Origin of the sequence: Spirillospora sp. CA-142024 (assembly GCF_050942325.1) — a bacterium.
Lineage (GTDB): Bacteria > Actinomycetota > Actinomycetes > Streptosporangiales > Streptosporangiaceae > Spirillospora.
Genome location: NZ_CP192077.1, coordinates 2,488,437 through 2,515,345 on the forward strand (window position 1 = coordinate 2,488,437; position 26,909 = coordinate 2,515,345).

Here is a 26,909-nt window from a genome sequence, read left to right on the forward strand (position 1 = left end):
GATGGCCCGGGGGAAGGTGGGAGTCGCACACCACTGCCTGTCCCATGCCGCGTTCACGCTGCGGGCGGGCAGAGTCGCGTGCCGCGCGACCGGGTTGTGGGCTCTTGGGCGTGCGTACGGCGTGCCCGGTTCTCAGGCCGGTCGGCGCGCACCGGAGAGGTCCCCGGAATGCCGCACGTCTCATCCGCCGAGCCACCGGTCACGCAACGGCCGTGGCCGGTCCTCGGCATCCTCAGCATCGGCTTCTTCATGTCGCTGCTGGACGGAACCATCGTCAACATCGCCGTACCGGCGCTCATCCACGGCCTCGGCGCGTCGTACGACCAGGTGCTCTGGGTCGTGGACGCCTACCTGCTCGTCTTCTCCGTGCTGCTGATCAGCACGGGACGCCTCGGCGACATCTTCGGATACCGGCGCCTCTACCTGATCGGCATCTCCCTCTTCACCGTCGCCTCGGCGCTGTGCGGCCTCGCCGGCTCTCCGGGCCGGCTGCTCGCCGCGCGGGTGCTCCAGGGACTGGGCGGAGCGCTCCTGTTCCCCCAGGTGATCTCCTCGATCCTGACGATCTTCCCGCCGCGGCTGCGCGGCCGGGCCTTCGGGGTCTTCGGGGCGATCGTCGGATTCGCGCCGATCGTGGGCCCGATCGCGGGTGGTTTCGTGCTCGCCCACCTCGGCTGGCGCTGGATCTTCTTCATCAACGTTCCCGTCGGCGTGGTCACCGCGGTGCTGACCCTGCGCTACGTCCCGGCCATGCGCACCGGCCGCACCCACCGGCTCGACCTGACCGGTGTGGCCCTCGCCACCGCGGGAGTGGCCGGCATCGTCTTCGGACTCATCGAGGGGGAGCGCTACGGCTGGGGGACGATCGCCGGGCCGATCAGCATCGCCTCGGTCATCGTCGCGGGCTTCGTGCTGCTGGGACTGTTCGTCGTCTGGCAGCACGCGCAGCGCGGCGAACCGCTGATGCCGCTGAGCCTGTTCGCCGGACGCGCCTTCGCGGTCGGCAACTGGGTCGGCTTCGTCTTCCAGCTGGGCATGATCGGCATCGCGTTCGTGCTCGTCCTCTATCTGCAGATGGCGCGTGGATACTCGCCCCTGCAGACCGGGCTGGTCATGCTGCCCGGCGCCGTCCTCACCGCGATCGGCTCGGCCTATGCCGGACGGCTGTCCGACAAGATCGGCGGAAGGTTCGTCCTCATGGCGGGCATGACGCTGCTCGCCGCCGGTCTCCTGGTCCTCGCCCTGATGGCGGGTCCGGACAGCGGTGCCGGGCACCTGCTGCCCGGCCTGATCATCATCGGCGTCGCCAGCGGCGCGACCTTCGCGCCCCTGCAGCAGGCCACGATGGACGGCGTCGATCCCCGGCTCGCCGGCGCCGCGTCCGGGGTCTCCGGCACCACCCGGCAGATCGGCGGAGTCCTCGGCACGGCCGTCCTCGGCGCCGTTCTGTCCACCCGCCTCAGCTCGGCTCTTCACGATGAGGCGGTCGGGCGGGCGTCTCGGCTACCGGCGGATCTGCGCACCGAGTTCATCGAGAACACCGCCGCCGGCGCGCAGCGGTTCAGTCCGCCCGCACCACCGGACGGCCTGACGCCCGCGAACACCGCCCTGTTCGAACGCCTCGGCAAGGAGGCGTTCGCCGCCGGTTTCGCCGACGCCATGCACATCACCCTGCTGGCGTCCGCGGCGGTCCTCGTCCTCGCCGCCCTGTGCTGCCTCTTGTTCAGAACGCCCCGGAAGGACGCCGCTCCACAGGCCGGCGCCGTCCCCGAAGCCGAGATCACACCGCACGACTGACGTCGGCAGGCGGGTGCGGTGCACGCCGCGCCCGCCCGGACGCCTCTCGACAAAATAGGTAGACCGGTCTATTTTTTCTCCATGGATGACCTGGAGAACGAGATGGCCGTGCGTGACCGGCCCGACTGCCTGGTGGTCGGGGCGACGGGGTTCATCGGACGGTGGCTGGTGGCCGAGTTGCTCACGCGCGGGCAGGCGGTCGCGGTGACCGTCCGTGGAGGGGGCGTGCGCGGTGGTGAGCTGCGGTCCTGGCTGCGTGAGCATGACGTCGACGACACGAGGCTCACCGTCGTCGACGCCGACATCACCCGACCCGATCTCGCGCTGAGCGCGTCCGACCGCGAGCGGCTGGAGGACGTGCGGGACGTGTTCAACGCCGCCGCGCTGTACCGGTTCGGGTTGGAGCGTGAGGAGGCCCGGCGGGCGAACGTCGATGGTGCGCTGAACGTCCTGCACTGGGCGGGCGGGCTTCCGCGGCTGCGGCGGCTCGTCCACGTTTCGGGATATCGAGTCGGAGCGGACGGCGCGCTCACCTACCCCCTGCCCGAGGCCGAATCGAACGTGCTCTACCGGAAGTACGGCGTCTACGAGGCGTCCAAGCGCGAAGGGGACGCGGCGGTGCGGACCGCCGCCGCGGAGGCGGGGGTCCCGCTCACCGTCGTCAATCCGGCCGGTGTGATCGGCCACTCGGTCACCGGTGAGGCCGGGCAGTACATCGGGCCGGCCGAGATGGTGAAGAACCTCTGGGCGGGGCGGCTGCCCGCGCTCGCCGGGACGCGCCGCACGTTCGTTCCCGTGGTCACGATCGATCACCTCGCCCGGTTCATGGCCGCCGTGCCCGATCACGACGAGGGGGCGTACGAGGCCCACTGGGTTCTGGACGACGCCACCCCGGAGCTACCGGAGATGATCGGCCTGGTCGCGCGGCATCTCGGTCTGCGCGCACCCCGTGCCATCCTGCCGGTCGGCCTGGTGCGGCGGCTGCCGCGCGCGGTCACCGGTGTCGAGCCCGAGACGCTGACCTTCCTGTCCGAAGACCGTTATGACACGGCCTCTGCCGACACCCTGGGGCTGAAGCATCCACCCGTGGAGGACGCACTCCGCCGCTGGGCCGACCGGCTCGTCGCGGAACGGTTCGGCGCGTCACGGCCGACCCTGCCGGGCGGGTTCCACCTGGTCGGGAACACCCGGACCTACCTCGCAGGGAACCGCCGCTCTCCGAGCTACGTGCTGCTTCACGGACTGCCGTTCAACGCCGAGACCTGGCGGGACGTCGTGGCCGAACTGGACGCGCCCGCGCTGGTGGCGGACATGCCCGGCCTCGGCCGGTCCGCCCGTTCCGCCGGCGACGCCACCGAGTGGCTCGCCGATCTGATGGCTCCCGTCGACTCGCGGCCGGTGCTCGTCGGGCACTCGGCAGGTACGGCGCCCGTACTGCGCTATGCGCACGCCCACCCCGAACGGGTCGCCGGACTGGTCCTCGTCTCGCCCTACTTCCTGCAGCGGCGGCCCCGATGGCACATGCGCACTCCGGCGTTCCTCGCCCCCATGCTCCGGACGGCCTCGGCTCGGCGGCTCGGCCGAGCGCTCCTCGGCTCCCGAGACCAAGCGATGGACGACTTGGTCGCCGATCTGCGGCGGCCCGGTGTCGCATGGCGGACGGCCCGATGGCTGGGCAAGGCCCAACGCCGGACGGAGCGCGACGAGCTACGGGCGCTCGTGGACGACTGCCCGGTGCCGGTGCACATCGTCGCGGGCGAGTTCGATCCGCTCGTCGGCGACCCCGTCGGCGTGCCCGTCACGGTCGTCCCAGGGGCGGGGCACAATCCGCAGGTCACACATCCCGCCCAGGTGGCCGCGGCGGCCGGGTAGCCGTTCAGGTCACCGGGGGACGGCCCGTCAGGCGGGTCGTCAGGGAGGCGGCCGTGGTGCGCACCTGGTCCGCGATGGTCGGCCACGTGCCTTCCTCGTGGTCGTCGCGGCGGAAGGTGACGGTGATGGCGGCGGTGGGGTGGCCGGTGTGGTCGAAGGCGCAGGCGGCGATGCTGGCGAAGCCCTCGGTGATGTGGCCGTCCTCCATCGACCAGCCCCGGCGGGCGTCGTCGGACAGGACGCGGCGCAGGTCGCGCAGCGAGGCCGGGCCAAGGCCCGTGCGGTCGACGAAACGTCCGGGGAACAGGGCGCGCACCTGGGCGGGAGGCAGGTGGGCCAGCATCGAGCGGCCGCTCGCGGTCAGCTGGGCGGGCATGCGGACGCCCACGTCGGTGACCAGGGTGGCATGCCGGGGCGGCTGCTCCTTCAGCAGGTAGAGCGTTTCGGCGCCGTGCAGGATGCCCAGTTGGGCCGTCTCGCCGACGCGGTCGACCAGGCGGCGGAGCAGCGGGCGGGCCAGGCGTTCCAGAGGTTCGTGGCGGAGGTAGGCGGAGCCTGTTTCGAAGGCCGCCACGCCGAGGCCCCAGCGGCCTTCCTCCGGGATGTAGGTGACGAAGCCGTCCTCGGCCATCGCCGTCAGGAGGTGGTACGTGCTGGAGCGGGGGAGTTCCAGGGCGCGCGCGATCGCCGAGGCGGGCAACGGGCCGGGCGCGCCCGCCAGGAGGCGCAGTACGGCCAGGGCGCGGCGGGCGGCGGGGACCTGGCTCATGCTCCGATTGTCTCGTATGTGAGACAGAGCATGCCGTCCGGGGCTGGGCCCGGGCCCTCGGGCGCGTTCCAATGGTGGGTATGGGATTTGGTATGGCGGTCGTTGAGGTCGGACCGGAACCGCTGGCCTTCGAGCAGGTCGTCGCGGTGGCCAGGGACGGGGCGAAGGTCTCGCTGTCGGACGAGGCGCTGAAGCTGATCGGCGAGGCGCGGGCCCACATCGAGGAACTGTCGGCCCGCCCGACCCCGGTGTACGGGGTCTCGACGGGCTTCGGCGCGCTCGCCACCCGGCACATCGCCCCCGAGCTGCGGGCGCAGCTGCAGCTCAACATCGTCCGGTCGCACGCGGCGGGATCGGGGCCCGAGGTCGAGCGGGAGGTCGTCCGGGCGCTGATGCTGCTCCGGCTGCGGACGCTCGCGACGGGACGCACCGGAGTCCAGCCGGTGACCGCCCGGACGCTGGCCGGCCTGCTCAACGCCGGGATCACGCCCCAGGTCTTCGAGTACGGGAGCCTCGGATGCTCCGGGGACCTGGCGCCGCTGGCGCACGTGGCCCTCGCGCTGATCGGCGAGGGATCGGTCAGGGACGCCGGCGGCGCGTTGAAGCCGGCGGCGGACGCGCTGCGGGACGCCGGGATCCCGCCGGTCACGCTCGGTGCCAAGGAAGGCCTCGCCCTCCTGAACGGGACGGACGGGATGCTCGGCATGCTCGTCCTCGCCGTCAACGACCTGCGGAGGCTGCTCACCGCGGCCGATGTCGCCGCCGCGATGAGCGTCGAGGCGCTGCTCGGCACCGACCGGGTCTTCGCCGCCGACCTGCAGGCGCTCCGCCCGCATCCGGGGCAGGCCGCGTCCGCGGCCAACCTCCGGGCGCTGCTGGGCGACTCGGAGATCATGGAGTCGCATCGCGGACCCGACTGCACCCGGGTCCAGGACGCCTACTCGCTGCGCTGCGCGCCGCAGGTGAACGGCGCCGCCCGCGACACGCTCGGACACGCCGAACTGGTGGCCGGACGGGAACTGGCGTCCGCCGTCGACAACCCCGTCGTCCTCCCCGACGGCCGGGTCGAGTCCAACGGCAACTTCCACGGGGCGCCCGTCGCCTACGTCCTCGACTTCCTGGCGGTGCCCGCGGCGGACGTCGCGTCCATGTCGGAGCGCCGCACCGACCGGATGCTCGACCGGGGACGGTCGGGGGGCCTGCCGGCCTTCCTCGCCGACGACCCCGGCGTGGACTCCGGGCACATGATCGCCCAGTACACGCAGGCCTCGATCGTGTCCGAGCTGAAGCGGCTGGCGGTGCCCGCGAGCGCCGACTCCATTCCCAGCTCGGCGATGCAGGAGGACCACGTCTCGATGGGGTGGAACTCGGCCCGCAAGCTGCGCCGGGCCGTGGACGGGCTGGCGCAGGTGATCGCCATCGAGATCCTCACCGCCGCCCGGGCCCTGGACCTGCGCACCCCGCTGCGTCCCGGCCCGGCCACCGCCGCCGTGGTCGCCAGGCTCCGCGAGGCCGTCCCGCCGCCCGGGCCGGACCGCTACCTCGCTCCCGAGATCGCCGCCGCGACCGCGCTGGTCCGGGACGGCTCACTGGTCGCCGCCGCCGAGGCCGTCACCGGCCCGCTCTCCTGAAGGCCGCCTCGGCCCAGGATCCGGAAGACGCCGATGTGGTCGCCGCCGGCTCCGGTGGCCGTGGTCTGGTTGAGGGACGCTTCGACGCCCACCCAGCCGTGGAACCGGCCCTTGTCGTCCACGATCTGGATCATGGGTTTGACGTGCGAGTTGCCGGTGTAGCAGAGCTCGTGGCGCGCGTCGGCCAGATCGGTGTGCCAGTGCCACAGGGTGTCGCGCCGGTGGCCGGACGATGTGTCGGCCGGAGAGACGTAGTAGGCGGTGTGCACGGGGTCGTCGACGGTGTGCGTCTGGGCTCCGAGGCATCGGCGGCCGGCGCAGAGGTTCCAGTGCGTGACCCAGAACGGTGATCCGTCACCGTGGTCGATGCGCCCCGCCTTCCACAGGTAGTAGCGATGGACGAACGTGCCGTGGTCCGCGGCGGCGATGGTGCTCGCGGGAACGCGGGCGCTCCACGGGGCGTTGCTGCCGCTGCCGAAGCCGTGCGTGGCGCCGAGATCGTTGGCGGCGAGTTCGGCGCCGGCCAGGTCCCCGCCCGCCAGGGAGGTCAGCTTCCAGTCCTCCGCGTGGCCTCCGTCCCAGGCGATGTGCAGTTCGTCGCCGCGGACGCCGTATGTGCCGGTCAGCGTCCGTGCCGCCGACGACGACTGCCAGCCTGCCGCGGTGAGCACGGTGCAGGCCCGTCCCGCGCAGTCCAGGGCGGGGTTCCCGGTGGAGGCGCGGGTGGCGCGGACCGCCTGACTCCAGGACCAGTGCTTCTCCGAGACGCTTCCGTCCGCGGCGAAGGTGTACATGCCGAGCCGGACCCAGTTCGTCCTGGATGCCGCGTCGAGCCCGCCGAGGGCGATGGCGAAGTTCGTCTTGCCCAGCGGCGGTCCCGCGTCCCTCGCGCCGGTAGGCGACGCGAGCGAGACGACGAGCAGAGCCGCGGCGACAAGGACGGCGGCCCCCGCGTTGGGAGTGCGCATTCTTCCCTCAAGTCCAGACCGGTTTGCGGAGGGGAGCGGAGGAGCGTGCGCCGGCGGTGGCGGCCGGCGGCCCGGTCATCGTCGCGAGGGGGCCGGACGGCGGACGCGCGACCCGCCGTCCTTGATCATCGTGATGCCCAGGGTGAAGCGGCCCGGGGCGGCGCTTCACCTGTGGTTGACCGAGCGCGGTCCGGGGCGGCGCATTGTCTCGTATCTGAGACAGAGTGCGGTCCCGGGGGCTGGGGCGCCGCCCGGAAGCGCGGTCCAATTGTGGGTATGAGACCGCCGCCGTCCTGAAGGAGCATCGAGATGTCAGGTCCCCGTCCCGTCCGCGCGCCCCGCGGCACCTCGCTGACCGCCGCCAAGGGGTGGCCGCAGGAGGCCGCCCTGCGCATGATCCAGAACAACCTCGATCCCGAGGTCGCCGAGCACCCGGACGAGCTGGTCGTGTACGGCGGCTCCGGGAAGGCCGCCCGGAACTGGGACGCCTTCGACGGCATCCTCCGGTCGCTGTCCGACCTTGAGGGGGACGAGACGCTGCTCGTCCAGTCCGGCAAGCCGGTCGGCATCTTCCGGACGCACGAGTGGGCGCCGCGCGTGCTGATCGCCAACTCCAACCTCGTCCCGCAGTGGGCGACGTGGGAGGAGTTCCGCCGGCTGGAGTCGCTCGGCCTGACGATGTTCGGGCAGATGACCGCCGGGTCGTGGATCTACATCGGCACCCAGGGCATCCTCCAGGGCACGTACGAGACGTTCGCGGCGGTCGCCGAGAAGCGGTTCGGCGGAACCCTCGCCGGGACGATCACGCTGACCGCCGGGCTCGGCGGGATGGGCGGCGCGCAGCCGCTCGCCGTCACGATGAACGGCGGCGTCGCGATCTGCGTCGAGTGCGACCCGTCCCGGATCGAGCGGCGCGTCGCGCACCGGTACTGCGACGTCCGGGCGGACTCCCTGGACGAGGCGCTGCGCCTGGCCGAGGAGGCGAAGGCCGAGCGGCGGCCGCTCTCGATCGCCGTGCTCGGGAACGCGGCCGACATCGTCCCCGAACTGCTGCGGCGCGGCGCGCCGATCGACATCGTCACCGACCAGACGAGCGCGCACGACCCGCTCGCCTACCTGCCGCGCGGCGTCGCGTTCGAGGACATGGCCGCCGAGCGCGACAAGGACCCGGACGGGTTCACCGCCAAGGCCCGCACGTCGATGGCCGCGCACGTCGAGGCGATGGTCGGGTTCCAGGACGCGGGCGCCGAGGTCTTCGACTACGGCAACTCGATCCGCGGGGAGGCGGAGCTCGCGGGCTGCACACGGGCGTTCGCGTTCCCCGGGTTCGTGCCCGCCTACATCAGGCCGCTGTTCTGCGAGGGCAAGGGCCCCTTCCGGTGGGCGGCGCTCTCGGGCGACCCGAAGGACATCGCGCGCACCGACCAGGCGATCCTCGACCTGTTCCCGGACAACGAGCCGCTGACCCGCTGGATCAGGATGGCGAGGGAGAAGGTGCACTTCCAGGGGCTGCCGTCCCGGATCTGCTGGCTCGGCTACGGCGAGCGCGACAAGGCGGGCGCTCTGTTCAACGACCTGGTCGCGCGCGGCGAGATCAGCGCGCCGATCGTGCTCGGCCGCGACCACCTCGACTGCGGCTCGGTCGCCAGCCCGTACCGGGAGACCGAGGGCATGCGGGACGGGTCGGACGCGATCGCCGACTGGCCGCTGCTGAACGCCATGCTCAACACCTCGTCCGGCGCGACCTGGGTGTCCGTCCACCATGGCGGCGGGGTCGGCATCGGCCGCTCCATCCACGCCGGCCAGGTCTGCGTCGCCGACGGGACGGCCCTCGCCGGCGAGAAGCTCCAGCGCGTCCTGACCAACGACCCCGGCACCGGCGTCATGCGGCACGTCGACGCCGGCTACGACCGCGCCGCCGAGGTCGCCGCCGAGCGCGGGGTGCGGATCCCCATGCAGCCATGAGCGGCAGCGAACCGGGGGGTGCGGGGGGTCGCCCCTCCACGGAGGAAGGGCCATGAGCTTTGAGGAGATGTGGGCGGCGCTGCTGCCGGTCGGGCGGGACGAGGCGACCGGCGCCTACCACCGGTTCGCCTGGACGCCGCCCGAGCTGGAGTGCCGCGCCTGGTTCCTGGACGAGGCGCGCCGCCGCGACCTCACGGTCGAGCACGACGCCAACGGCAACATGTTCGCCTGGTGGTTCCCGGCGGACGGAGCCAGGGACGGCGCCGTCCTGACCGGGAGTCACCTCGACTCCGTCCCCGGCGGGGGCGCGTTCGACGGGCCGCTCGGCATCGTGTCCGCGTTCGCGGCCGTCGACGCGCTCAGGGAGCGCGGTGTCGCGCCCGCCCGCCCGATCGGGATCGGCGCGTTCGCCGAGGAGGAGGGCGCGAGGTTCGGGGTGGCGTGCCTCGGCTCGCGCCTGCTGTCGGGGGCGATCGACCCGGCCCGGGCCCGCGACCTCACCGACGGCGACGGGCACACGTTCGCCGAGGTCATGCACAACGCCGGGTTCGACCCGGAGGCCATCGGGCCGGACGACGATCTCCTCGGACGGATCGGCTGCTACGTCGAGCTCCACGTCGAGCAGGGGAGGGCGCTCCAGGAGCCGGTCGGCGTGGCGAGCGCGATCGTCCCGCACGGCCGGTGGCGGTTGGACTTCGCGGGCGAGGGCGACCATGCCGGGACGACCGCCCTGCCGGACCGCCGCGACCCGATGCTGCCGTTCGCGCACATGGTCATCGCCGCGCGCGCGGCCGCCGAACGCAACGGGACCGTCGCGACGGTCGGCAAGGTCAGGGTCGTGCCGGGCGGGGTGAACGCGATCCCGTCGGCCGTCACCGCGTGGCTGGACGCGCGCGGCCCGGCCGACGACGCCGTGCGGCGGACCGTGACGGAGATCGACGAGGCCGCCCGCGTCGCGGCGCGCCCGCACCGGGTGAGCGTCGATCTCGCCGAAGAGTCCTACAGCGAGATCGTGGCCTTCAACCTGGCGCTGCGCGACCGCGTCGGCGCGGCGCTCGGCGGTGTCCCCGTCCTGCCGACCGGTGCCGGCCACGACGCGGGCGTCCTGTCGGCCCGGCTGCCGACCGCGATGCTGTTCGTCCGGAACCCGACCGGGGTCTCGCACGCGCCCGCCGAGTTCGCCGAACCCGCGGACTGCCTGGCGGGAGTCGAGGCCCTGACGGCGGTACTGGACGACCTGACGCACGGGTAGGAATTCCGATATGCAGTGGCATGCACAGTTTGCCTGGCTCGGCGACGGCATGGCGGCCGACGTGCTCATCGAGGCCGACGGCGAGCGGATCACCAGCGTCGAGCCCGGCGTCCCCTCCGCGCCGCACGCCCAGCGCCTGCCCGGCCTGACCCTGCCGGGCCTCGCCAACGGGCACTCCCACGCGTTCCACCGCGCCCTCCGCTCCCGCGTCCAGGCGCCCGAGGGGCGGCCGGGAGAGAAACGCGGCGGGAGCTTCTGGACGTGGCGCGAGCAGATGTACCAGGTCGCCGACCGGCTCGACCCGGACTCCTACCGCGCCCTCGCCACCGCCGTCTTCGCCGAGATGGCCCTCGCCGGGATCAGCTGCGTCGGCGAGTTCCACTACCTGCACCACCGGCCGGGCGGCGCCCCCTACGGCGATCCGAACGCGATGGGCGAGGCGCTGATCGCCGCCGCGTCCGACGCGGGCATCCGGATCACCCTCCTCGACACCTGCTACCTCACCGGCGGCATCGGCCGCCCGCTCACCGGCCCGCAGCTCCGCTTCGGCGACGGCACCGCCGGGAACTGGGTGCGCCGCGTCGACTCGCTGCACGAGGAGACGGACAAGGCGGGACGGCTGCACGCCCGGGTGGGCGCCGCGATCCACTCCGTCCGGGCGGTGCCGCGCGAGCAGCTGCGCGCCGTCGCCGCCTGGGCGAAGGAGCGCCGTGCGCCGCTGCACGTCCACCTGTCCGAGCAGCCCGCCGAGAACCGGGAGTGCCTGGACGCCTACGGCATGACGCCCACCCGCCTGCTCGCCGAGTGCGGGGCGCTCGGCGCGCTCACGACCGCCGTCCACGCGACGCACCTCACCGACGAGGACATCGGCCTGCTCGGCACGACCATGACCGGCGTGTGCATGTGCCCGACGACCGAACGCGACCTCGCCGACGGCATCGGCCCCGCGCGCGCTCTGGCGGACGCCGGGTCCCCGATCTGCCTCGGCTCCGACCAGCACGCCGTCATCGACCTGTTCGAAGAGGCCCGCGCGGTCGAGCTCGACGAACGGCTGCGCACCCGGGCCCGCGGCCACTGGACGGCCGGGGAGCTGCTGGCCGCCGCCACCTGCGACGGCCACTACGCGCTCGGCTGGCCGGAGGCGGGACGCCTGGAGCCCGGCGCGTACGCCGACCTGGTCACCGTCGCCCTCGACTCGGTCCGCACGGCGGGCGCCCTTCCCGATCACGCGGCGGAGGCGGCCGTCTTCGCGGCCACCGCCGCCGACGTCCGGCACGTCGTCGTGTCCGGCCGGCCGGTCGTCCACGACGGCCGGCACCTGCTGGTCGACGACGTGCCCGCCGCGCTGGCCGAGGCCGTCACCGCCGTGACGCGTCCGGATCCGGACTGACCGGACCCGGACGCGGCGGCGCCGTGCGGCGGCGCGGTCCCGCCATGCGATCATGCGATTGCTGATCTTGGATGCCGCAGCCGAACGCGTGTGGGGCGCCGATGTTGTACGGCAGAACCGCTGAATGCGCAGAGATCGAACGGATGATCGCCGGGGCGCGGGCCGGGTCCGGCGGGGCCGCCGTCATCCGGGGCGAGACAGGCATGGGGAAGACCGCGCTGCTCGACCACGCGGCGGCCGCGGCGGACGGAGCGCTCGTCCTGCGCTGCGCCGGCTGCCCGTCCGAGGCCGAGCAGCCGTTCGCGGCCCTGGAGCTGATGCTGCGGCCGATGCGCGGCACCCGCGGCCCGGACGCCGACCGCCTCCGCGCGGTGACCGAGGCCCAGGCGGTCGGCCGGGAGGACGTCTTCACCGTGCGCCGGGCCGTCCTGTCCCTGCTGCGCCGGGCCGCGGCCGAGCGTCCCGTGGTGTGCCTGGTGGACGACGCACAGTGGCTGGACGCCGCGTCGGCGGACGCACTGGTGTACGCGGCGCGCAGGTTCGCCGCCGAGCCGATCGCGCTGCTTGCGGCGGCCCGCGACGGGGAGACGCTCGGGTCGGCCGGCCTGGCCGAGATCAGGCCGCGCCGCCTCCGCCCCGACGACGCCGCCGCGCTCCTGCGGACGGAGCTGCCCCCGCCCGCGCGGAGCCGTGTCCTCGCCGAGGCGGACGGGAACCCGCTGGCGTTGCGCCTTCTCGCGGCCTCGCTGTCCCCGGCCCAGCGGGCGGGACGCATCAACCCGTTCACCTTCCACGACGGCGTCGCGCCCATCGGGGGAGCGGTCCAGGCGGAGGCGTGCGCGCAGCTGGACGCGTTACCGCCCGCAACCCGCACCCTGCTGCTCGTCGCCGCCGCCGACGACACCCGCGACGCCGCCCGCATCACGGCCGCGGCGGCTCGGCTCGGCGCGACCGACGCCGACCTGGCGCCCGCCGAACGCGCCGGGCTGCTGGACGCGACCGGGACGGCCATCGGCTTCGCGCACCCGCTGGTCCGGGCGGCCGTCTACCACCGGGCCACGACGTCCGAGCGGCGCGCCGTCCACCGCGCGGTCGCCGCCTGCGCGGGGGACGAGCATCCCGAGCTGCGTGCCTGGCACCTGGCCGCCGCCACCGTCGGGCACCGCGAGGACGCCGCCGCGGAACTGGAACGTGCCGGGGAGTGGTCGGGCGACCGGCGCGCCTACGTCTGCTACGCCCGGGCCGCCGAGCTGACCGCCGACGAACCGACCCGCGCGCACCGGCTCGCGGCCGCCGCCCGCGCGGCCGGCGAGGCTGGCCTGTTCGGCGGGGCGGCGGAACTGGTCGCGCGGGCCGCGCCGCTCGCGGCCGGCCCGCTGACCCGGGCCGAGCTCGCCCAGGCGGGCGCGGCGGCGGAGTTCGAGTGCGGGTCGCCGCGCCGCGCCGCCCGCACGCTGGTCGACGGCGCCGCGCCGATCGGCGGGCGCGACCCGGCGGAGGCGTCGCTGATGCTCGCCGAGGCCGTCCGCTTCGCCTGGCACGCCGGCGATCGGGCGCTGATGCGGGAGGCTGCCGGCGCGCTGCGGGCCGTCCCGCTGCCCGCCGGCTCACCGCTGGCGCGGCTGCCGTCGGTGGCCGGCCCGGACACGGCCGGCCCGGAGGCCCTCGCCGAGCTGCGGCACGCGTTACCGGACGAGCTGGACCATCGCCTCGCCGCGTTCTTCGCCGCGTTCGCGGACGGCGCCCCCGAGGTGGTCTCGCGGTTCGCCCGTGACTGCGGTGACGTGCCCGGACGGCTGCCCTACGCGCTTCAGACGCTCGCCCACGCGGAGATCGACCAGGGCCTGCACCGCGAGGCGCGGGAGACGGCCGCGGAGGGGCTGCGGCTGGCGGACGACGCCGGCGCGCGGTACCGGTCCGCCCACCTGAGCTGCCTGCTCGGCTGGCTCGCCGCCGCCGAGGGCGACGAGAGGCGGTGCACCGCCCTGGTCGCGGCGGGACTGGAGCACGCCCGGGCGGAGGGGATCGTCCCGACCGTCTCCCTCGGAACCTGGGCCCTCGCCCTCCTCGACCTCGGACTCGGGCGGCACGCGGACGCCCTCGGCCGGCTGGAGGACGTTCCCGGGGACGTGCCGGAGGGAGGTCCGGTCACGAGCGTCGTCCGGCAGGCGGCGGACCGGATCGAGGCCGCGGTGCGCTGCGGACGTCCGGACCGCGCCGAACCTCCCCTCGCGCTGCTCGAACGGCGGGCGGCGCGGGGCGCGTCCCCGCTCGTCCGGGCGATCGCCGAGCGCTCCCGCGCCCAGCTGGCCGCCGACGAGAGAGCCGAGCGTCATTTCGCGAACGCCGCGGAACTGCTCCGCCGGAAGGACGGAAACCATTTCGAGCGGGCGCGGACGGAACTCCTCTATGGCGAGTGGTTACGGCGAGTGCGCCGCAGAGCGGAGGCGCGGACGCATTTGACGCTGGCCCTGGAACTGTTCGAGAAACTGGGTGCCCGCGTCTGGGTGGACCGGGCGAATGAGGAACTGGGCGCCACCGGTGCCCGGCAGGCAGGTTCCCGTCAGGTCGAGGCGCCGCCACTTGTGGGGGCCGGCCGCCTCACCCATCAGGAACTGCAGATCGTGCGGCTGGCCGCGGCCGGCGCGAGCAACCGCGAGATCGCCGCCCGGCTCTTTCTCAGTCCGCGGACCGTCGGGAACCACCTCTACCGCGCGTATCCCAAGCTCGGCGTCCGGACCCGCGCGGAGCTGCGGCGGCTGGACCTGGGCGCCGGCCCCGAACCGTGTGAGCAATCGGCCGCCGATTGAGCAGCCCGGCCCGCCCGATTGAGTATTACGACTCAATTTGCGTCTGCAGCAATACTGTATTGACTGAATGATCAAGCTGGGTTACAAAGATCACGTATCGATTCTCTTCCCCGAGGTCGGCCACGTCATGGCTGTGAATGATTCTGTCCTCGTCGTCGTCAATTCCGCGGCCGCCTCCGTCCTGTTCGTCGCGGGCGTCGCCAAGACCGTTTCCCCGGCGCAGCTCGGCCGGGCATTGAACGCGTTGTTCCGGACGTCTGGAAAAGGCTTCACCGGCCGCCATGTCCGCGTGTTCGCCGCGGCGGAGCTCCTCGCCGCGCTGTCGCTGACGGCGGCCCCTGCCCGCCAGGCCGGGGCCTGGGCGGCGGGCGTCCTCGGTGTCAGCTTCGCCCTGGCCGGAGTCATGGGCATGGTGCGCGGCGGCGGCACCGCGTGCGGCTGCCTCGGGGCGGCGGCGGGCCGTCCTCTCGGCTGGGTCAACGTGCTGGCCGGGGCGCTGCTCATGGCCGTCCCGGCGGTGAACCGGGCCGCCGGAGCCGCCGACCCGGCCGGGACGTACTTCTTCCAGGTCGGCACCGGGCTGGCCTGCGGTGCGCTGCTGCTGTGCCTGTGGGCGCACCGCGGCCTCGTCAAGGACCTCACCCGTCCCCTGCCGGCCTCGCGATAGACGGAGGAACACCCAGATGGAGATCTTCTTCGGCGCCGTGCTGCTGATCCTTGCCGGCGCGGTCGTGCTGCTCTTCGCGATGCTCGGCGAGCTGACCTCCCGGCTGCCGACCGAACGGGAGACCGCCGCCGCCCGCGACCCCGAGGTCTGGCCGCTGGAGGACGCCCGGCTCGGGGCGGAGCCCGGCCGCTGGCCGGCCGAACTCGCCGGGCGGGCCGCCGATCTCGACGCCGCGCAGACCCTCCTCGTCCTCAGCACCGCCTGCTCGACCTGCAAGGACGTCGCCCAGCAGCTGTCGGACGAGCTGGACCGCGGCGCCGGCACCGACATGGCCGTCGTCGTCTCGACCGCCGAACAGGCGCGCGGCGAGCGGTTCGTCCGGCAGTACGGGCTGCAGCGCCTCACGCACTACGTCGACGAGGGCGGCGACTGGGTCGCGGGCGAGTTCAACGTCCGGATGAGCCCGACCGCGCTGGTCATGCGGGGCGGGCGGCTCGAATCCGCCCTCGTCTTCCAGGACGTCGAGGCCGTCAGGACGAAGGTCAACCAACCGAAGGGAGTGTCATGACGACACGGACGGAACGGGTCGGGAAGGCCACGGGGAGGTTCGCCCGGCGCGGATTCCTCGGCGCCCTGGGCGCGGGCGGGCTGACCGCGGCGTCGGCGGTGTTCGGCCGGTCCGAGCCCGCCTATGCCCTGTGCAAGAAGAACTGCTGCAACCTCGCCGTGTGCCCCAACGTGTCCATGACCACGTGCCGGAACAACATGGACTACCTCTGGGGCTGCTCCATGAGCGGCACCCTGCACTGCTCCTGCTGCGAGGCGTACTACAGCGGCAAGCAGCACTCGGCGTTCGAGTGCCGCTACAACTGACGGCACCCTCAATGGTCACCTGGGTGGTCATCGGCGGGATCGGCGCGGTCCTGCACGTCCTGAGCCCTTGAGGGCGGTCGATGGCCGGAGTCTCCGGCCCCATGATGCGCCGCCGTCCGGCGGACGGCGCGCGATTCCTGGCCGGCCTCGCCGCGGGCGGGGTGCTGTCGGGGCTGCTCGTGGCGCTGCTGCTGTACGTGGCGGGACGCGGGCTGCACGCGGCGCTGCCGGAGACGCCGCGCGCGCTGGCACTGGCGGCGGTGGCCCTCGGATTCGGGATCGCCGACCTCGCCGGCCGCACGCCGCACGTGTGGCGGCAGGTCCCGCAGGTGCTCGTGCACCGGCTGACGCCCGGGTTCCTCGGCGTGGTCTGGGGATTCGACCTCGGCCTGCTCGTGACGACGCAGAAGGCGGCGTCGCTGGTCTGGGCCGGGATCGCGGCGGTGGTCCTGCTGGACCCGTGGGCGGCCGCGCCGGTCATGGTCGGCCTGGCGCTGCTGTCCAACCTCGGCGTCGTGCTGGCGAGCCTGCGCTTCAGCCCGGCGCTGATCGACATGGGCACGAGAAGGGAACGGCTGTGGCTGAGATCGGTGCGCGCCCTGTCCGGGACGGCCCTGGTGACGCTGGCCGCCGTGACGGCCGTCCAGGCGCTGTGAAGGACGGCGTGATCGTGGTGACGAGGTTCGAGTGCCCCGGCCTGTGGGCGCTGCTCGTCCTGCTCGTCCTGCACAAGCGCCTGGCGCGGGACGTGCGGCGGGACGCCACCGGGTTCCTCGGGACGTCCCTGATGGTCGGCTGGCGCACCCGGACGCTGCTCAACGTCTCGCTCTGGCAGGACATGGACGGCGTCCATTCGATGGGACGGGTGCGCCGCCACGTGGACGCGACGAGGGTCCCGTCAAGGCTCGGCGTCGCGACGTCCGGCGGGGTCTACGCGTTCGCCGGCGACTGGAGGCAGGTGATGTTCGGGATCGACTGCGAGGGCGTCTCGCCCGTCCGCCCCCTCTGACCACACACGCACCAGGAAAGGACGGTCACATGAGTTCGGACTACTACCTGCCGACCGACCACGGCTTCGCGGTCGTGCAGGACATGGACGACGGCACGAAGAAGGTGATGGTGTGCGACGCCGTTGTCGGCGGCGAGCCGCAGAACGTCTACGCCATCCACTTCAAGTGCACCTCGCTGCGCGTCGGGCCGGGAGTGCGGATGGAGCACGCCGGCACGTCCAGCCACACCCGCAGGGTCGTCGAGGTGTTCTCCGAGGAGCGCGGCGTCGTGAACCTGCGGGCGCTGCGGCGCGGCACGAGCCCGATCCTGGAGGCGGAGGCGCGTCGGCGCTGACCCTCGTCGCGGCGGCGTCCGGCGTTCTGCTGGCCGTCACCGGATGCTCGGCCGGTGGGCGGGACGACGCGGCACCGTCCACCCGTCCACCGGCCGCCGGGCCCACCGGAACCATCGGGCCCGCCGGGCCGGACGGGGCGCCGGGATGCCGTCCGGCGTCACCGGTCGCCCCCTACGGCGCCGCCGACTTCGCCGACGGCATGCCAGAGGTCCGCGGTACCGCGCACGGCATCCGGGCGTGGGGGCTGATGATGCCGGGAAAGCGGTACCCGCCGCTCCGCGCCGGCCAGGATCTCAAGATCGTGTGGCGGGTGACGGGGTCGGGGCCCCTGCGGCTCACCGCGTCCGACCCCGGCGGCCGCGAGCACGCCGCCGTCTGGGGGCCGGAGAAGCACGGCGGCAGCAGCTTCAAGCGGCCCGGCGAGGAGTGGGGATCGGGCTACCGTCTCGACGAGCCCGGCTGCTGGCGGCTGCGGCTGGCCCGGGACACCGGCGCCGCCGACGTCTGGCTGCGCGTCGCCGCGTGAGATCCTGCCCGGATGAGCGCCGGTACCAGCACGGTCATCACGAACATCGGGGAACTCGTCACCAACGATCCCGCCGCCGGCGACGGCCTGGCCGTCGTCCGCGACGCCGCCCTGGTGATCGAGGACGGCACGGTCGCCTGGACGGGCCCCTCCCGGGACGCGCCCGCCGCCGACGAGTCGTTCGACGCCGCCGGCCGGGCCGTCCTCCCCGGCTTCGTGGACTCCCACGCCCACCTCGTCTTCGCCGGCGAGCGCGCCGAGGAGTTCGCCGCACGGATGAGCGGCCGCAAGTACGCCGCCGGCGGCATCCGGACCACCGTCGAACGCACCCGCGCCGCGTCCGACGACGAGCTGCGCGCCAACCTGCGCCGCCTCATCGGCGAGATGGCCCGCCAGGGCATCACCACGGTCGAATGCAAGTCCGGCTACGGCCTCACGGTCGACCAGGAGGAACGCGCCGTTCGCATCGCCGCCGAGCTCGCGGACGAGGTCACCTACCTGGGCGCGCACGTCGTCCCCGCCGAGTACCAGGGCGACGCGGCCGGCTACGCGCGCCTCGCCGCCACCGACATGCTCGCCGCGTGCGCGCCCCACGCCCGCTGGGTGGACGTCTTCTGCGAGCAGGGCGCGTTCGACGCCGACCAGGCCCGCGAGGTGCTCCAGGCCGGCAGGAAGGCGGGCCTCGCCCCCCGCCTCCACGCGAACCAGCTCACCCAAGGCCCCGCGGTGCAACTCGCCGTCGAACTGGACGCCGCGTCCGCCGACCACTGCACCTTCCTCAGCGACGCCGACGTGGACGCACTGGCTTCGTCCCAGACGGTCGCGACGCTCCTGCCCGGCGTCGAGTTCTCAACCCGCCAGCCCTACCCCGACGCCCGCCAGCTTCTCGACGCCGGAGCCACCGTCGCCCTCGCCACCGACTGCAACCCGGGCTCCTGCTACAGCTCGAGCATGGCCTTCTGCATCGCAGTGGCCGTCCGCGACATGCACATGACCCCGGCCGAAGCGGTCTGGTCCGCCACGGCGGGAGGCGCTCGCGCCCTGCGCCGCACCGACGTGGGCCAACTGACCCCTGGCGCCCGCGCCGACGTACACGTCCTGGACGCCCCGTCCCACATCCACCTGGCCTACCGGCCGGGCGTCCCCCAGACACACGCCGTCTGGAAGCACGGCCGCCGGGTGTGACGGTCAGGCGGGCGCCACAAGATAGCGGCGATTGACCCTGATCAGGGGTTCCTGTTCGCGGGCGATGTAGTCCGTTGACAGGACCTCGGCGGTGAAGAGGGTGTGGTCACCCGCTTCAATAGTCTGGCGGGTTTCGCATTCCAGGGCGGTGATGCCCGTTTCGGGGATGAGGGCGTCCGAGTGGGGCCCGCGGTGATGCGGTTCGGCGGCCAGGAGGATGCGGGCGCCCGGCCGGCCTTCGGCGGCGAAGCGGCCCGCCAGGGCGCGCTGGCGGACGGAGAGGATCGTCGCGGCCCAGCGGTCCCGCCGGGTCAGCACCTCGGTGAGATAGGACGACGTCGCCACGCTCGCCACGACCATCGGGGGTTCCAGCGACACCGACATGAACGAGGTGACCGTCGTGCCGAGGTCGTCGCGGCCGTCGCGGACCGTCACCACGACCACGCCGGTGGCGAAGCCCGCGACCGCCTCGACGAAGTCGGCGCTCAGCGGATCTCCCAGGTCCCGGGCAGGGTGAGCGGGCCGGCGGAGGGCAGGCCGAGCCGGGCGGCGAGGCCGGAGAGGGAGCCCCACGCGTCGAAGCGGGCGGACGCGGCGGTCCGGTCCTCGCTGGACTCCGGCGGCCGCAGCCGCTCGAACGGCGAGGTGTGCGGGTAGGCGCGGACGGGGGCGTCGGCGGCGAGGCCCGCCTTCTTGCGGGCGATCTCGATCGCCATGTCGATGCCGCCGAGCTCGTCCACGAGGCCGCGGTCCCTGGCGTCCGCGCCCGTCCAGACCCGGCCCCGGGCCAGCTCGTGGACGCGTTCGCGGGACAGGTCGCGGCCCTCGGCGACCTTCGCGGTGAAGTCGTCGTAGATCTTGTCGAGGGACGCGTTGACGCGCTCCCACTCGGTGTCGCTGAAGTCCTTGGTGGCGCTGTACATGCGGGCGTGGTCGCCGTCGGCGACGGAACCGAGCCCGATGCCGACGCGGTCCAGCAGGTCGTTCACCACGGCCTTGCCGACGACGACGCCGATCGAGCCGGTGATGGTGCCGGGCTGCGCGACGATCGTGTCCGCCGCCATCGAGACGTAGTAGCCGCCGGACGCGGCCAGGTTGCCCATGGAGACGATCACCGGCTTGCCGGCGCGGCGGGCGAGGACGACCTCGCGCCAGATCGTGTCGGACGCGACGGCGGAGCCGCCCGGGCTGTTGACGCGGAACACGATCGCCTTGACGCGGTCGTCCTTAACGGCGGCGCGGAACGCGGCGCCGACCGTGTCCGAGCCCATCGCGGGACCCGAGTTCGGGAGCGGGCCGCCGCGCCCGCTGCGGCCGAGCCGGATCGGGCCCTGCCCGTTGATGAACGCGACGACGTCCTGCTTGCCGGGCTGCGGGAGGCGGCTCGCGAGGCCGTGGGCCCGGTTGTAGCGGGACACGTAGCGCAGCTGCGCCTCCTCGCCGAACTCCCCGCGCAGGAAGGCGTACACCTCGTCCCGGTAGCCGAGATGGTCGACCAGGTTCTCCTCCAGGGCCTCGCCGGCCAGGAGCGGGCCGCGGTCGGTGAGCTCGCGGACCTTGTCCTCCGGCAGCCCGCGCGCGGCGGCGATCCCCGCGGTGATCTGCTCGCCGAGCGAGGCGACGAGGCGCTGCGACGACTCCTCGTGCTCCGGCGTGTAGGTCTTCTCCATGAACGTGTTCGCCATGGTCTTGTACTCGTACCGCTTGGCGAACCGCGGCCGGACCCCCGCCTTCTCCAGCGCGCCCGCGAAGAACGGCTCTTCGAGCGCGACGCCGGTGAGGCCGACCTCCCCGGTGGGCTGCAGGTAGACCTTGTCGAAGCCGGTGGCCAGGTAGAACGGGACGGTGCCGCGGCCGCTCTCGCCGAACGTCTCCGCCCACGCGACGGTGAGCTTGCCCGCGTCCCGCAGCGCCTGGACGGCCTCGCGCAGCTCCTGGGCGAGCGCCAGCCCGATGCCGCCGGTGACCTTCACGACGAGGGCGCGGACCCGCTCGTCGGAGCGGGCACGGCGCAGCCCGTCCAGGACGTCCCGCAGGCTCGTCCGGCGCATGGACAGGATCGCCGAGATCGGGTCGGCCGGCGCGGTCTCCACGATGCCCTCGGTGAGGTCCAGTTCGAGGATCAGCGGGGCCGTCCGCCGCTCACGGGCCTGTTTGATCACGTTCACGACTGTGCCGGGATCCACCATGGCCCCACCTTATGCGCTCGGCCGCGAGGGGTACCCGCGCCGCCGGCCCGCCCTCTGGTATTACCTGGCGAACGCCTTGTTGGGGATCACGCTGGCGGACGCCTGGGCCACCGGACGGCCGCGCCCGTCGGTGATGACGGCGTTGGAGACCATGCGGGTTCCGCCGGCGTGCACGCACGTCCCGGTGACGGTGTAGGTCTCGCCGGCCCTGACACCGCGCAGGTAGTCGACGTTGAGGTTGAGCGTGAGCATCGGCATGAAGCGCTCGCACGTGCTGCTCGCCCCCATGCAGACCGCGTTGTCGAGGATCATCGCGATGAAGCCGCCGTGGACCGTGCCGCCGGGGTTGCAGAGCTTCTCGTCCGGCGTCCACGCGATCTCCACCCGGCCCGGTTCGGCGGACGTCACGACCTGCCCGATGTAGTCGCTGATGTCGGAGATCTCCGGGAGCCGCCGGTCCGCCATCGCCTGGATGAAATCGGCGCCGGACAGCGTGTTCCACAGGTCGGCGGCCTCCGGCCAGGTCTCCGGGCTCGCTTCGACGCTCAACTCGCTCTCCCTGGTCATGGTGATCTCCGAATGGTATTCGGCGGGCGGCGGGCCGGGCACTGTGCCGTTCGTCACGGGCGCCCGGCGCTATCGTCGGACGCATGGGAGACGGCGACGGCTGGGCCGACTGCGGGCAGGGGCACACGCACTGGGGGCGGTTCGGCGCGGCGGGCCTGCTGGCCTACCACCACGACGCCGAGGGCCAGGTGTGGATCCTGCTCCAGCAGCGCGCGTGGTGGGGGATCGGCGGCGGGACGTGGGGGATGTTCGGCGGCGCCCTGCACAGCCACGAGGACGCCGTCACCGGTGCGCTCCGGGAGACGGCCGAGGAGTGCACGCTCGACACGGGAACGGTGAACGTCCACGGGACGAGCGTCGAGGACCACGGCGGCTGGTCGTTCACGTCCGTGATGGGCTCTCTGCCCGAGCGCGCGCGGGTGGGGCCCGCGTCGCGGGAGACGCGGAAAGCGGAATGGGTCCGCGTGGAAGAGGTCACCGACCGCAAGCTCTTCGAGCCGTTCGCGCGTTCCTGGCCTCGCCTGCAGGACGCGATGAAGGGGCTCGTCCTCATCGTGGACGCGGCGAATGTCGTGGGCGCCCGCGCCGACGGCTGGTGGAAGGACAGGGCGGGCGCGAACGCGAGGCTCCGTGACGACCTGAAGAAGCTGAACGGGGGCGTGGAGGGCCTGCCGAGCGGGCTCTTCCCGTTCAACCGCTGCTTCCCGCAGGTCGTGCTGGTCGTCGAGGGCGCGGCGAGAAGCGTCGCCGACGAGCCGTCCGACGGCGTGACGGTCGTGGCCGCGCCCGGCAGCGGAGACGACCAGATCGTCGATCTCGTGCAGCGGGCCGGGCCCGGCGCCGCGCATCTGGTGGTCACGGCCGACCGGGAACTGCGCGCCCGCTGCCAGGCCGCCGGCGCCGCCGTCACCGGCCCGCGCTGGCTCCTCGAACGCCTCTAGAACTGACTAGGCCTCTACTCGGTGACCGGCGTCGCGCAGCGCCGCCGTCGCCTCCTTCAGGCGGTGTTCCGGGACGAGGACCAGGTCTGCGTGGTAGGTCGAGGCCACGAACACGGGCACCTCGGCGGCGGCGAGCGGACCGACGATCGCGGCGAGCATGCCCGGGGCGTCCAGGCCGTGGCTCGTGTCGCCGTAGAAGCCGGCCCAGCGTTCCGTCTCGGCGAACGGTGACGCGTCCCGGACCACGGTGAGGCCCTCGGGGGCGCGGACGAGGGCGACCCACTCGTCGTCCTCCGGGAACGTCGCGTGCGGCAGATGCTCCACCGTGAACTGGCCTGGGACGACGTGCAGACGCTGGGACACACTCATCCCGACAGACTATTCAGGCACGAGCCACACCGCGCCGAGCGGCGGGACCCGCATCACCGTGGACGCGGGAAGCCCGTGGCACGGCTCGGCGGTCGCCTCGACACGGCCCAGGTTGCCGACGCCGCTGCCGCCGTACTCGTAGGCGTCGGTGTTCACGAGCTCGCGCCAGCCTCCCGCGCGGGGCAGGCCCAGCCGGTAGTCCTCGTGCGGGCTGCCGGCGAAATTGATGACGCACGCGACGACCGGCGGCTCACCACCGGCCTGGGGCGTCCCGTAGCGCAGATAGGAGAGCGTGTTGCCGCCCGCGTCGTTGCCGTCGATCCAGCGGAACCCCTCATGGTCGCTGTCGCGCGTCCACAGTGCGGACTCGGCCTGGTAGGTGCGGTTCAGTTCGCGGACGAGCTTCTGCAGCCCCACGTGGTGGGCGCCCTCGGCGGCGTTGTCGAGCAGCCACCAGTCGAGCGGGCGCTCCTCCGCCCATTCGGCGCCCTGCCCGAACTCCTGCCCCATGAACAGCAACTGCTTGCCGGGATGCGACCACATGTACGCGAGCAGGGTGCGCAGCCCGGCGAACTGCTGCCAGGCGTCGCCCGGCATCTTGCTCAGCAGCGACCCCTTGCCGTGGACGACCTCGTCGTGCGACAGCGGCAGGACGTAGTTCTCCGAGAACGCGTACACCAGCGAGAACGTGATCTCGTTGTGGTGGTAGTGCCGGAACACGGGCTCGTGGCGCAGGTATTCGAGCGTGTCGTGCATCCAGCCCATGTTCCACTTGAATCCGAACCCGAGCCCGCCGAGGTGGGTCGGACGGGACACACCGGGCCACGCCGTCGACTCCTCGGCGATCGTCATGATGCCCGGGTTGCGCTTGTAGACCGTCGCGTTCATCTCCTGGAGGAAGGAGATGGCCTCAAGGTTCTCGCGTCCGCCGTAGATGTTGGGCGTCCACTCGCCCTCGTTGCGCGAGTAGTCCAGGTAGAGCATGGAGGCGACCGCGTCCACGCGCAGCCCGTCGATGTGGAACTCCTCCAGCCAGAAGGACGCGTTCGCCACCAGGAAGTTGCGTACCTCAGCGCGGCCGAAGTTGAACACCAGCGTTCCCCAGTCGGGGTGCTCGCCGCGCGCCGGATCGTCGTGCTCGTAGAGCGCGGTGCCGTCGAACCTGGCCAGCGCCCATTCGTCCTTGGGGAAGTGGGCCGGCACCCAGTCCATGATGACGCCGATGCCCGCCTGGTGGAGGCGGTCGATGAGGTGGCGGAAGTCGTCCGGGTCGCCGAACCGTGCGGTGGGTGCGTAGTAAGAGGTCACCTGGTAGCCCCAGGAAGGGCCGTACGGGTGCTCGGTGACCGGCAGCAGCTCCACGTGCGTGAAACCCATGTCGTGCACGTATTGGGTCAGTTCCTCGGCCAGTTCCCGATAGCTGAGCCCAGGGCGCCACGACCCGAGGTGCACCTCGTACACGCTCATGGGCTCGTGCAGCCAGTCGTGCTCCTTGCGGCCGTCCATCCAGTTGCCGTCGGCCCATTCGTAGGACGACGTGAAGACGCGGGAAGCCGTCGCGGGCGGACGTTCGGTGGACTGCGCCATGGGGTCGGCCTTGGCGCGCCACACGCCGTCCGCGCCGAGGATCTCGTACTTGTAGCACATGCCGTCGCCGACGCCGGGGACGAACAGCTCCCAGATACCGGTGGAGCCGAGCGACCGCATCGGGTACGCGCGGCCGTCCCAGTGGTTGAAGTCGCCGACCACGCGCACGCCGCGCGCCGTCGGCGCCCACACCGCGAAGCCCGTCCCGGTCACGGTGCCGAACGCGGACGCGTACGAGCGGACACGGGCGCCGAGCGCGCGCCACAGCTCCTCGTGCCGTCCCTCGCCGATCAGATGCAGGTCGAGTTCGCCGAGCGTCGGCAGATGCCGGTAGGGGTCGTCCTGGATCGTCTCGATGCCGTCCCCGTAGGTGACGGCGAGCCGGTAGTCGGGGACGGCGAGCGGCGCCGTCTCCGCGTCGTCTCCGGCGAGGGACGACCCGTCCGGCAGCGTCCCGGTGAACAGGCCCTGGTGGAAGTGCCGGAGCGGGTGCCGGTCGCCGTTCGGCAGGACGACCTCGACCTTCTCGGCGAGCGGGCGCAGCGCGCGCACCGTCACACCGTCCTTGCCGGGATGCGCCCCGAGGACGCCGTGCGGATCGTGGTGGTCTCCTCCGACGAGGCGGTCGATCTCCGCGCGCGTCACGCGTGCCATGACCTCATGGCCTCCCGTCACTGAGCCTTTTACTCAATGAGGGTGCCCCGAGAACCGGCGGTCTCACATGGCGAGGCGACCTGTTTCCACGAGCTTGACGTTCACGGGTTGCGGCCGCACGGGCGGCACGACTCTTCGTCGTGGGGTCGCGCCGAATGCGCCGACCGTGCGGCCACGTCTACCTCGCCCCAGGGGTGACATCGACCCCGCCCCCCTGGGCTCCACTCCTGTGTCACCTCAGCGACACAGGTACCTGCCGTACCGGAACGCCCCGGCCCGGTCCGCCCCCGCTCGCGGACCGGGCCGCGCCGTTCCCCATGTGGTCCTCTCACCGGTCCCCGCGCTCCCCGCGGGCCTGGTCGAGCAGCAGCCGGCGGAGCCCGTCCGGATCGTCCGCTGCCACGGTCATCGCACATCCCGCCTGTAGCTGGGCGTCGCTGAGGTCGCCGCTGCGGGTCGCGTACCAGCGGCCCGCGTCGCTGCGCCACACCTGCCAGCCCGGAAAGTCCCCCTCGATGGCCGCCTTCAGATCCTCGAAGTCGCCCATCAAGGTCGTCCCTTCCCCGAGGCCGGTCTTCTGTATACAAAAGTCTTACTCGGTCCTAGAGGTGTCAAGCTGTCCGTAAGCGGACCGTGCCCCCGCGGATAGCGCGCGGAAGGTATGGATGACAAGGAGGAAGAGCCAGGATCGAACGCCGCGTCGAGTCCCATTCGAACGCGGTGGACCGGCGGACGAGCGGAGGGGAGGTGACGCCGGTGCCGGACCGTCCCGCCTACCTGCGCATCGCCGACACGCTGCGCGAGGGGATCCGGGACGGCAGCCTTCCGCAGGGGACGCGGCTGCCGACCATCGCGGAGCTGTGCGACGCCCACGGCGTCTCGGAGATCGTCATACGGCAGGCCATCGCGCTGCTGCGCGGGGAGGGGCTGGTCGAGACCCGCCGCGGCGGCGGCACGCTCGTCCGGGTCGTCCCGCCGGCGCGGCGCGTTGCGATGGACCGGTACCGCGCGGTGACCAGGCCCATGGCGGTCCCCGAGACGACGTTCACCCGCGACCAGAAGATCACCTGGGCGGAGTACCGGCTCGACAAGAAGTTCACCCGCGTGCGGGCGGACGACGAGCTGGGCGCGCTGTTCGAACTGCCGGCCGGCACCGAGCTGCTGCGCCGCCGGTTCGTCTTCCACGCGCGCGACGAGCCGCAGCAGATCTCCGTCAACTACCTGCCGTGGGACCTGGTCGGCGACACGCCCGTCGCCGACCCCGAGCGCGAGCCCTGGCCCGGCGGCACGCTCGCGCAGCTCGCCTACCTCGGCCACCCGCCGATCCGCGTCGAGGAGGCGGTCCGCTCCCGCATGCCGACCCCGGAGGAGGCCGAGACGCTGCACATGACCGGCGGGGTGCCGGTGCTCGCCATCACCCGCCGGATGCTGTCGCACGCCGGCGTCATGGAGGTCTGCCGCGACATCGTGCTCCCCGCCGACCGGATCGTCCTCGACTACTCCATCGACCTGTGACCGACCCCGACCCCGACCCCGACCCGCGGCCCGGCCG

At 73.0% G+C, this 26,909-nt stretch carries 25 protein-coding genes; 17 read left to right on the forward strand and 8 right to left on the reverse strand.

Features of this window, described 5'->3' with window-relative positions; translation table 11 throughout:
• Positions 1–168: 168 nt before the first annotated feature.
• Both ACQPZP_RS12005 and ACQPZP_RS12010 read left to right on the forward strand, forming a co-directional pair.
• Positions 169–1,797 carry a DHA2 family efflux MFS transporter permease subunit gene (locus ACQPZP_RS12005; RefSeq protein ID WP_433477707.1) on the forward strand — a complete coding sequence of 543 codons (1,629 nt, stop codon included), beginning with the start codon at positions 169–171 and terminating at the stop codon, positions 1,795–1,797.
• An 81-nt stretch (positions 1,798–1,878) separates the two neighbouring features.
• Positions 1,879–3,669 carry an alpha/beta fold hydrolase gene (locus tag ACQPZP_RS12010; protein ID WP_433477708.1) on the forward strand — a complete coding sequence of 597 codons (1,791 nt, stop codon included), beginning with the start codon at positions 1,879–1,881 and terminating at the stop codon, positions 3,667–3,669.
• 4 nt (positions 3,670–3,673) lie between these two features.
• Here the strand turns inward: ACQPZP_RS12010 and ACQPZP_RS12015 are convergent, their stop codons facing one another.
• Positions 3,674–4,438, reverse strand: a complete 765-nt coding sequence (locus tag ACQPZP_RS12015; RefSeq protein ID WP_433477709.1) for an IclR family transcriptional regulator — start codon at positions 4,436–4,438, stop codon at positions 3,674–3,676.
• An 80-nt stretch (positions 4,439–4,518) separates the two neighbouring features.
• On the opposite strand from ACQPZP_RS12015, the gene hutH reads away from it, so the two are divergent.
• Positions 4,519–6,069: a histidine ammonia-lyase gene (gene hutH, locus ACQPZP_RS12020; RefSeq protein ID WP_433477710.1), complete on the forward strand. Its 1,551-nt coding sequence runs from the start codon at positions 4,519–4,521 to the stop codon at positions 6,067–6,069.
• On the opposite strand, the gene ACQPZP_RS12025 is transcribed toward hutH, so the two are convergent.
• Entirely contained in the window at positions 5,976–7,037 is a 1,062-nt protein-coding gene (locus ACQPZP_RS12025) for a hypothetical protein (RefSeq protein ID WP_433477711.1), read from the reverse strand. The two genes, hutH and ACQPZP_RS12025, sit on opposite strands and share 94 nt — an antisense overlap.
• A 309-nt stretch (positions 7,038–7,346) precedes the next feature.
• Here ACQPZP_RS12025 and hutU point away from each other — a divergent pair, with 309 nt between their 5' ends.
• The 12 genes from hutU to hutI all read left to right on the forward strand — a co-directional run bounded on the left by hutU (position 7,347) and on the right by hutI (position 19,050).
• Positions 7,347–9,002, forward strand: a complete 1,656-nt coding sequence (gene hutU, locus ACQPZP_RS12030) for a urocanate hydratase (protein ID WP_433477712.1) — start codon at positions 7,347–7,349, stop codon at positions 9,000–9,002.
• 52 nt (positions 9,003–9,054) lie between these two features.
• The gene (locus ACQPZP_RS12035) at positions 9,055–10,254 is read left to right on the forward strand and encodes an allantoate amidohydrolase (protein WP_433477713.1); all 1,200 of its coding nucleotides are present in this window, start codon (positions 9,055–9,057) and stop codon (positions 10,252–10,254) included.
• Between the two features lie 10 nt (positions 10,255–10,264).
• Positions 10,265–11,644: a formimidoylglutamate deiminase gene (locus tag ACQPZP_RS12040; protein ID WP_433477714.1), complete on the forward strand. Its 1,380-nt coding sequence runs from the start codon at positions 10,265–10,267 to the stop codon at positions 11,642–11,644.
• A gap of 101 nt (positions 11,645–11,745) precedes the next feature.
• Entirely contained in the window at positions 11,746–14,454 is a 2,709-nt protein-coding gene (locus tag ACQPZP_RS12045; RefSeq protein ID WP_433477715.1) for an AAA family ATPase, read from the forward strand.
• 133 nt (positions 14,455–14,587) lie between these two features.
• Positions 14,588–15,121, forward strand: coding sequence for a MauE/DoxX family redox-associated membrane protein (locus ACQPZP_RS12050; protein ID WP_433477716.1), 534 nt, complete (start codon positions 14,588–14,590; stop codon positions 15,119–15,121).
• Positions 15,122–15,137: 16 nt separating this feature from the next.
• Positions 15,138–15,689, forward strand: coding sequence for a hypothetical protein (locus ACQPZP_RS12055; RefSeq protein WP_433477717.1), 552 nt, complete (start codon positions 15,138–15,140; stop codon positions 15,687–15,689).
• Positions 15,686–15,994 (forward strand): twin-arginine translocation signal domain-containing protein, encoded by a 309-nt coding sequence (locus tag ACQPZP_RS12060; protein WP_433467847.1) that lies wholly within the window; start codon positions 15,686–15,688, stop codon positions 15,992–15,994. Before ACQPZP_RS12055 ends, ACQPZP_RS12060 begins: the two co-directional genes overlap by 4 nt.
• Positions 15,995–16,074: 80 nt before the next feature.
• Positions 16,075–16,650 carry a hypothetical protein gene (locus ACQPZP_RS12065; protein ID WP_433477718.1) on the forward strand — a complete coding sequence of 192 codons (576 nt, stop codon included), beginning with the start codon at positions 16,075–16,077 and terminating at the stop codon, positions 16,648–16,650.
• 8 nt (positions 16,651–16,658) lie between these two features.
• Complete coding sequence (locus tag ACQPZP_RS12070; protein ID WP_433467849.1) at positions 16,659–17,003, forward strand: hypothetical protein; 345 nt, start codon at positions 16,659–16,661, stop codon at positions 17,001–17,003.
• Positions 17,004–17,032: 29 nt separating this feature from the next.
• Complete coding sequence (locus ACQPZP_RS12075; RefSeq protein WP_433477719.1) at positions 17,033–17,338, forward strand: hypothetical protein; 306 nt, start codon at positions 17,033–17,035, stop codon at positions 17,336–17,338.
• 200 nt (positions 17,339–17,538) lie between these two features.
• A complete protein-coding gene (locus tag ACQPZP_RS12080) occupies positions 17,539–17,865 on the forward strand; it encodes a hypothetical protein (RefSeq protein WP_433477720.1) in 327 nt (108 codons plus the stop codon).
• A gap of 12 nt (positions 17,866–17,877) precedes the next feature.
• Positions 17,878–19,050 (forward strand): imidazolonepropionase, encoded by a 1,173-nt coding sequence (gene hutI, locus ACQPZP_RS12085; protein WP_433477721.1) that lies wholly within the window; start codon positions 17,878–17,880, stop codon positions 19,048–19,050.
• A 3-nt stretch (positions 19,051–19,053) separates the two neighbouring features.
• Here hutI and ACQPZP_RS12090 read toward each other — a convergent pair whose 3' ends face one another.
• From ACQPZP_RS12090 to ACQPZP_RS12100, 3 genes are read right to left on the reverse strand one after another with little or no spacing between them, the layout of a single operon-like run.
• Positions 19,054–19,551 carry a flavin reductase family protein gene (locus tag ACQPZP_RS12090; RefSeq protein ID WP_433479594.1) on the reverse strand — a complete coding sequence of 166 codons (498 nt, stop codon included), beginning with the start codon at positions 19,549–19,551 and terminating at the stop codon, positions 19,054–19,056.
• Positions 19,536–21,239 (reverse strand): signal peptide peptidase SppA, encoded by a 1,704-nt coding sequence (gene sppA, locus ACQPZP_RS12095; RefSeq protein WP_433477722.1) that lies wholly within the window; start codon positions 21,237–21,239, stop codon positions 19,536–19,538. Before sppA ends, ACQPZP_RS12090 begins: the two co-directional genes overlap by 16 nt.
• Positions 21,240–21,299: 60 nt before the next feature.
• Positions 21,300–21,806: a PaaI family thioesterase gene (locus ACQPZP_RS12100; RefSeq protein ID WP_433477723.1), complete on the reverse strand. Its 507-nt coding sequence runs from the start codon at positions 21,804–21,806 to the stop codon at positions 21,300–21,302.
• Positions 21,807–21,889: 83 nt separating this feature from the next.
• On the opposite strand from ACQPZP_RS12100, the gene ACQPZP_RS12105 reads away from it, so the two are divergent.
• Positions 21,890–22,747, forward strand: coding sequence for an NUDIX domain-containing protein (locus ACQPZP_RS12105; RefSeq protein WP_433477724.1), 858 nt, complete (start codon positions 21,890–21,892; stop codon positions 22,745–22,747).
• 6 nt (positions 22,748–22,753) lie between these two features.
• Here ACQPZP_RS12105 and ACQPZP_RS12110 read toward each other — a convergent pair whose 3' ends face one another.
• From ACQPZP_RS12110 to ACQPZP_RS12120, 3 genes are all read right to left on the reverse strand, one after another.
• Positions 22,754–23,116: an ACT domain-containing protein gene (locus tag ACQPZP_RS12110; protein ID WP_433467857.1), complete on the reverse strand. Its 363-nt coding sequence runs from the start codon at positions 23,114–23,116 to the stop codon at positions 22,754–22,756.
• Between the two features lie 9 nt (positions 23,117–23,125).
• Positions 23,126–25,357: a 1,4-alpha-glucan branching protein GlgB gene (gene glgB, locus ACQPZP_RS12115; protein WP_433477725.1), complete on the reverse strand. Its 2,232-nt coding sequence runs from the start codon at positions 25,355–25,357 to the stop codon at positions 23,126–23,128.
• A 328-nt stretch (positions 25,358–25,685) separates the two neighbouring features.
• Positions 25,686–25,904: a hypothetical protein gene (locus tag ACQPZP_RS12120; RefSeq protein WP_433467859.1), complete on the reverse strand. Its 219-nt coding sequence runs from the start codon at positions 25,902–25,904 to the stop codon at positions 25,686–25,688.
• A 200-nt stretch (positions 25,905–26,104) separates the two neighbouring features.
• Between ACQPZP_RS12120 and ACQPZP_RS12125 the strand changes: the two genes are divergently transcribed.
• Positions 26,105–26,872 (forward strand): GntR family transcriptional regulator, encoded by a 768-nt coding sequence (locus tag ACQPZP_RS12125; RefSeq protein ID WP_433477726.1) that lies wholly within the window; start codon positions 26,105–26,107, stop codon positions 26,870–26,872.
• The last annotated feature ends 37 nt before the right edge of the window (positions 26,873–26,909 follow it).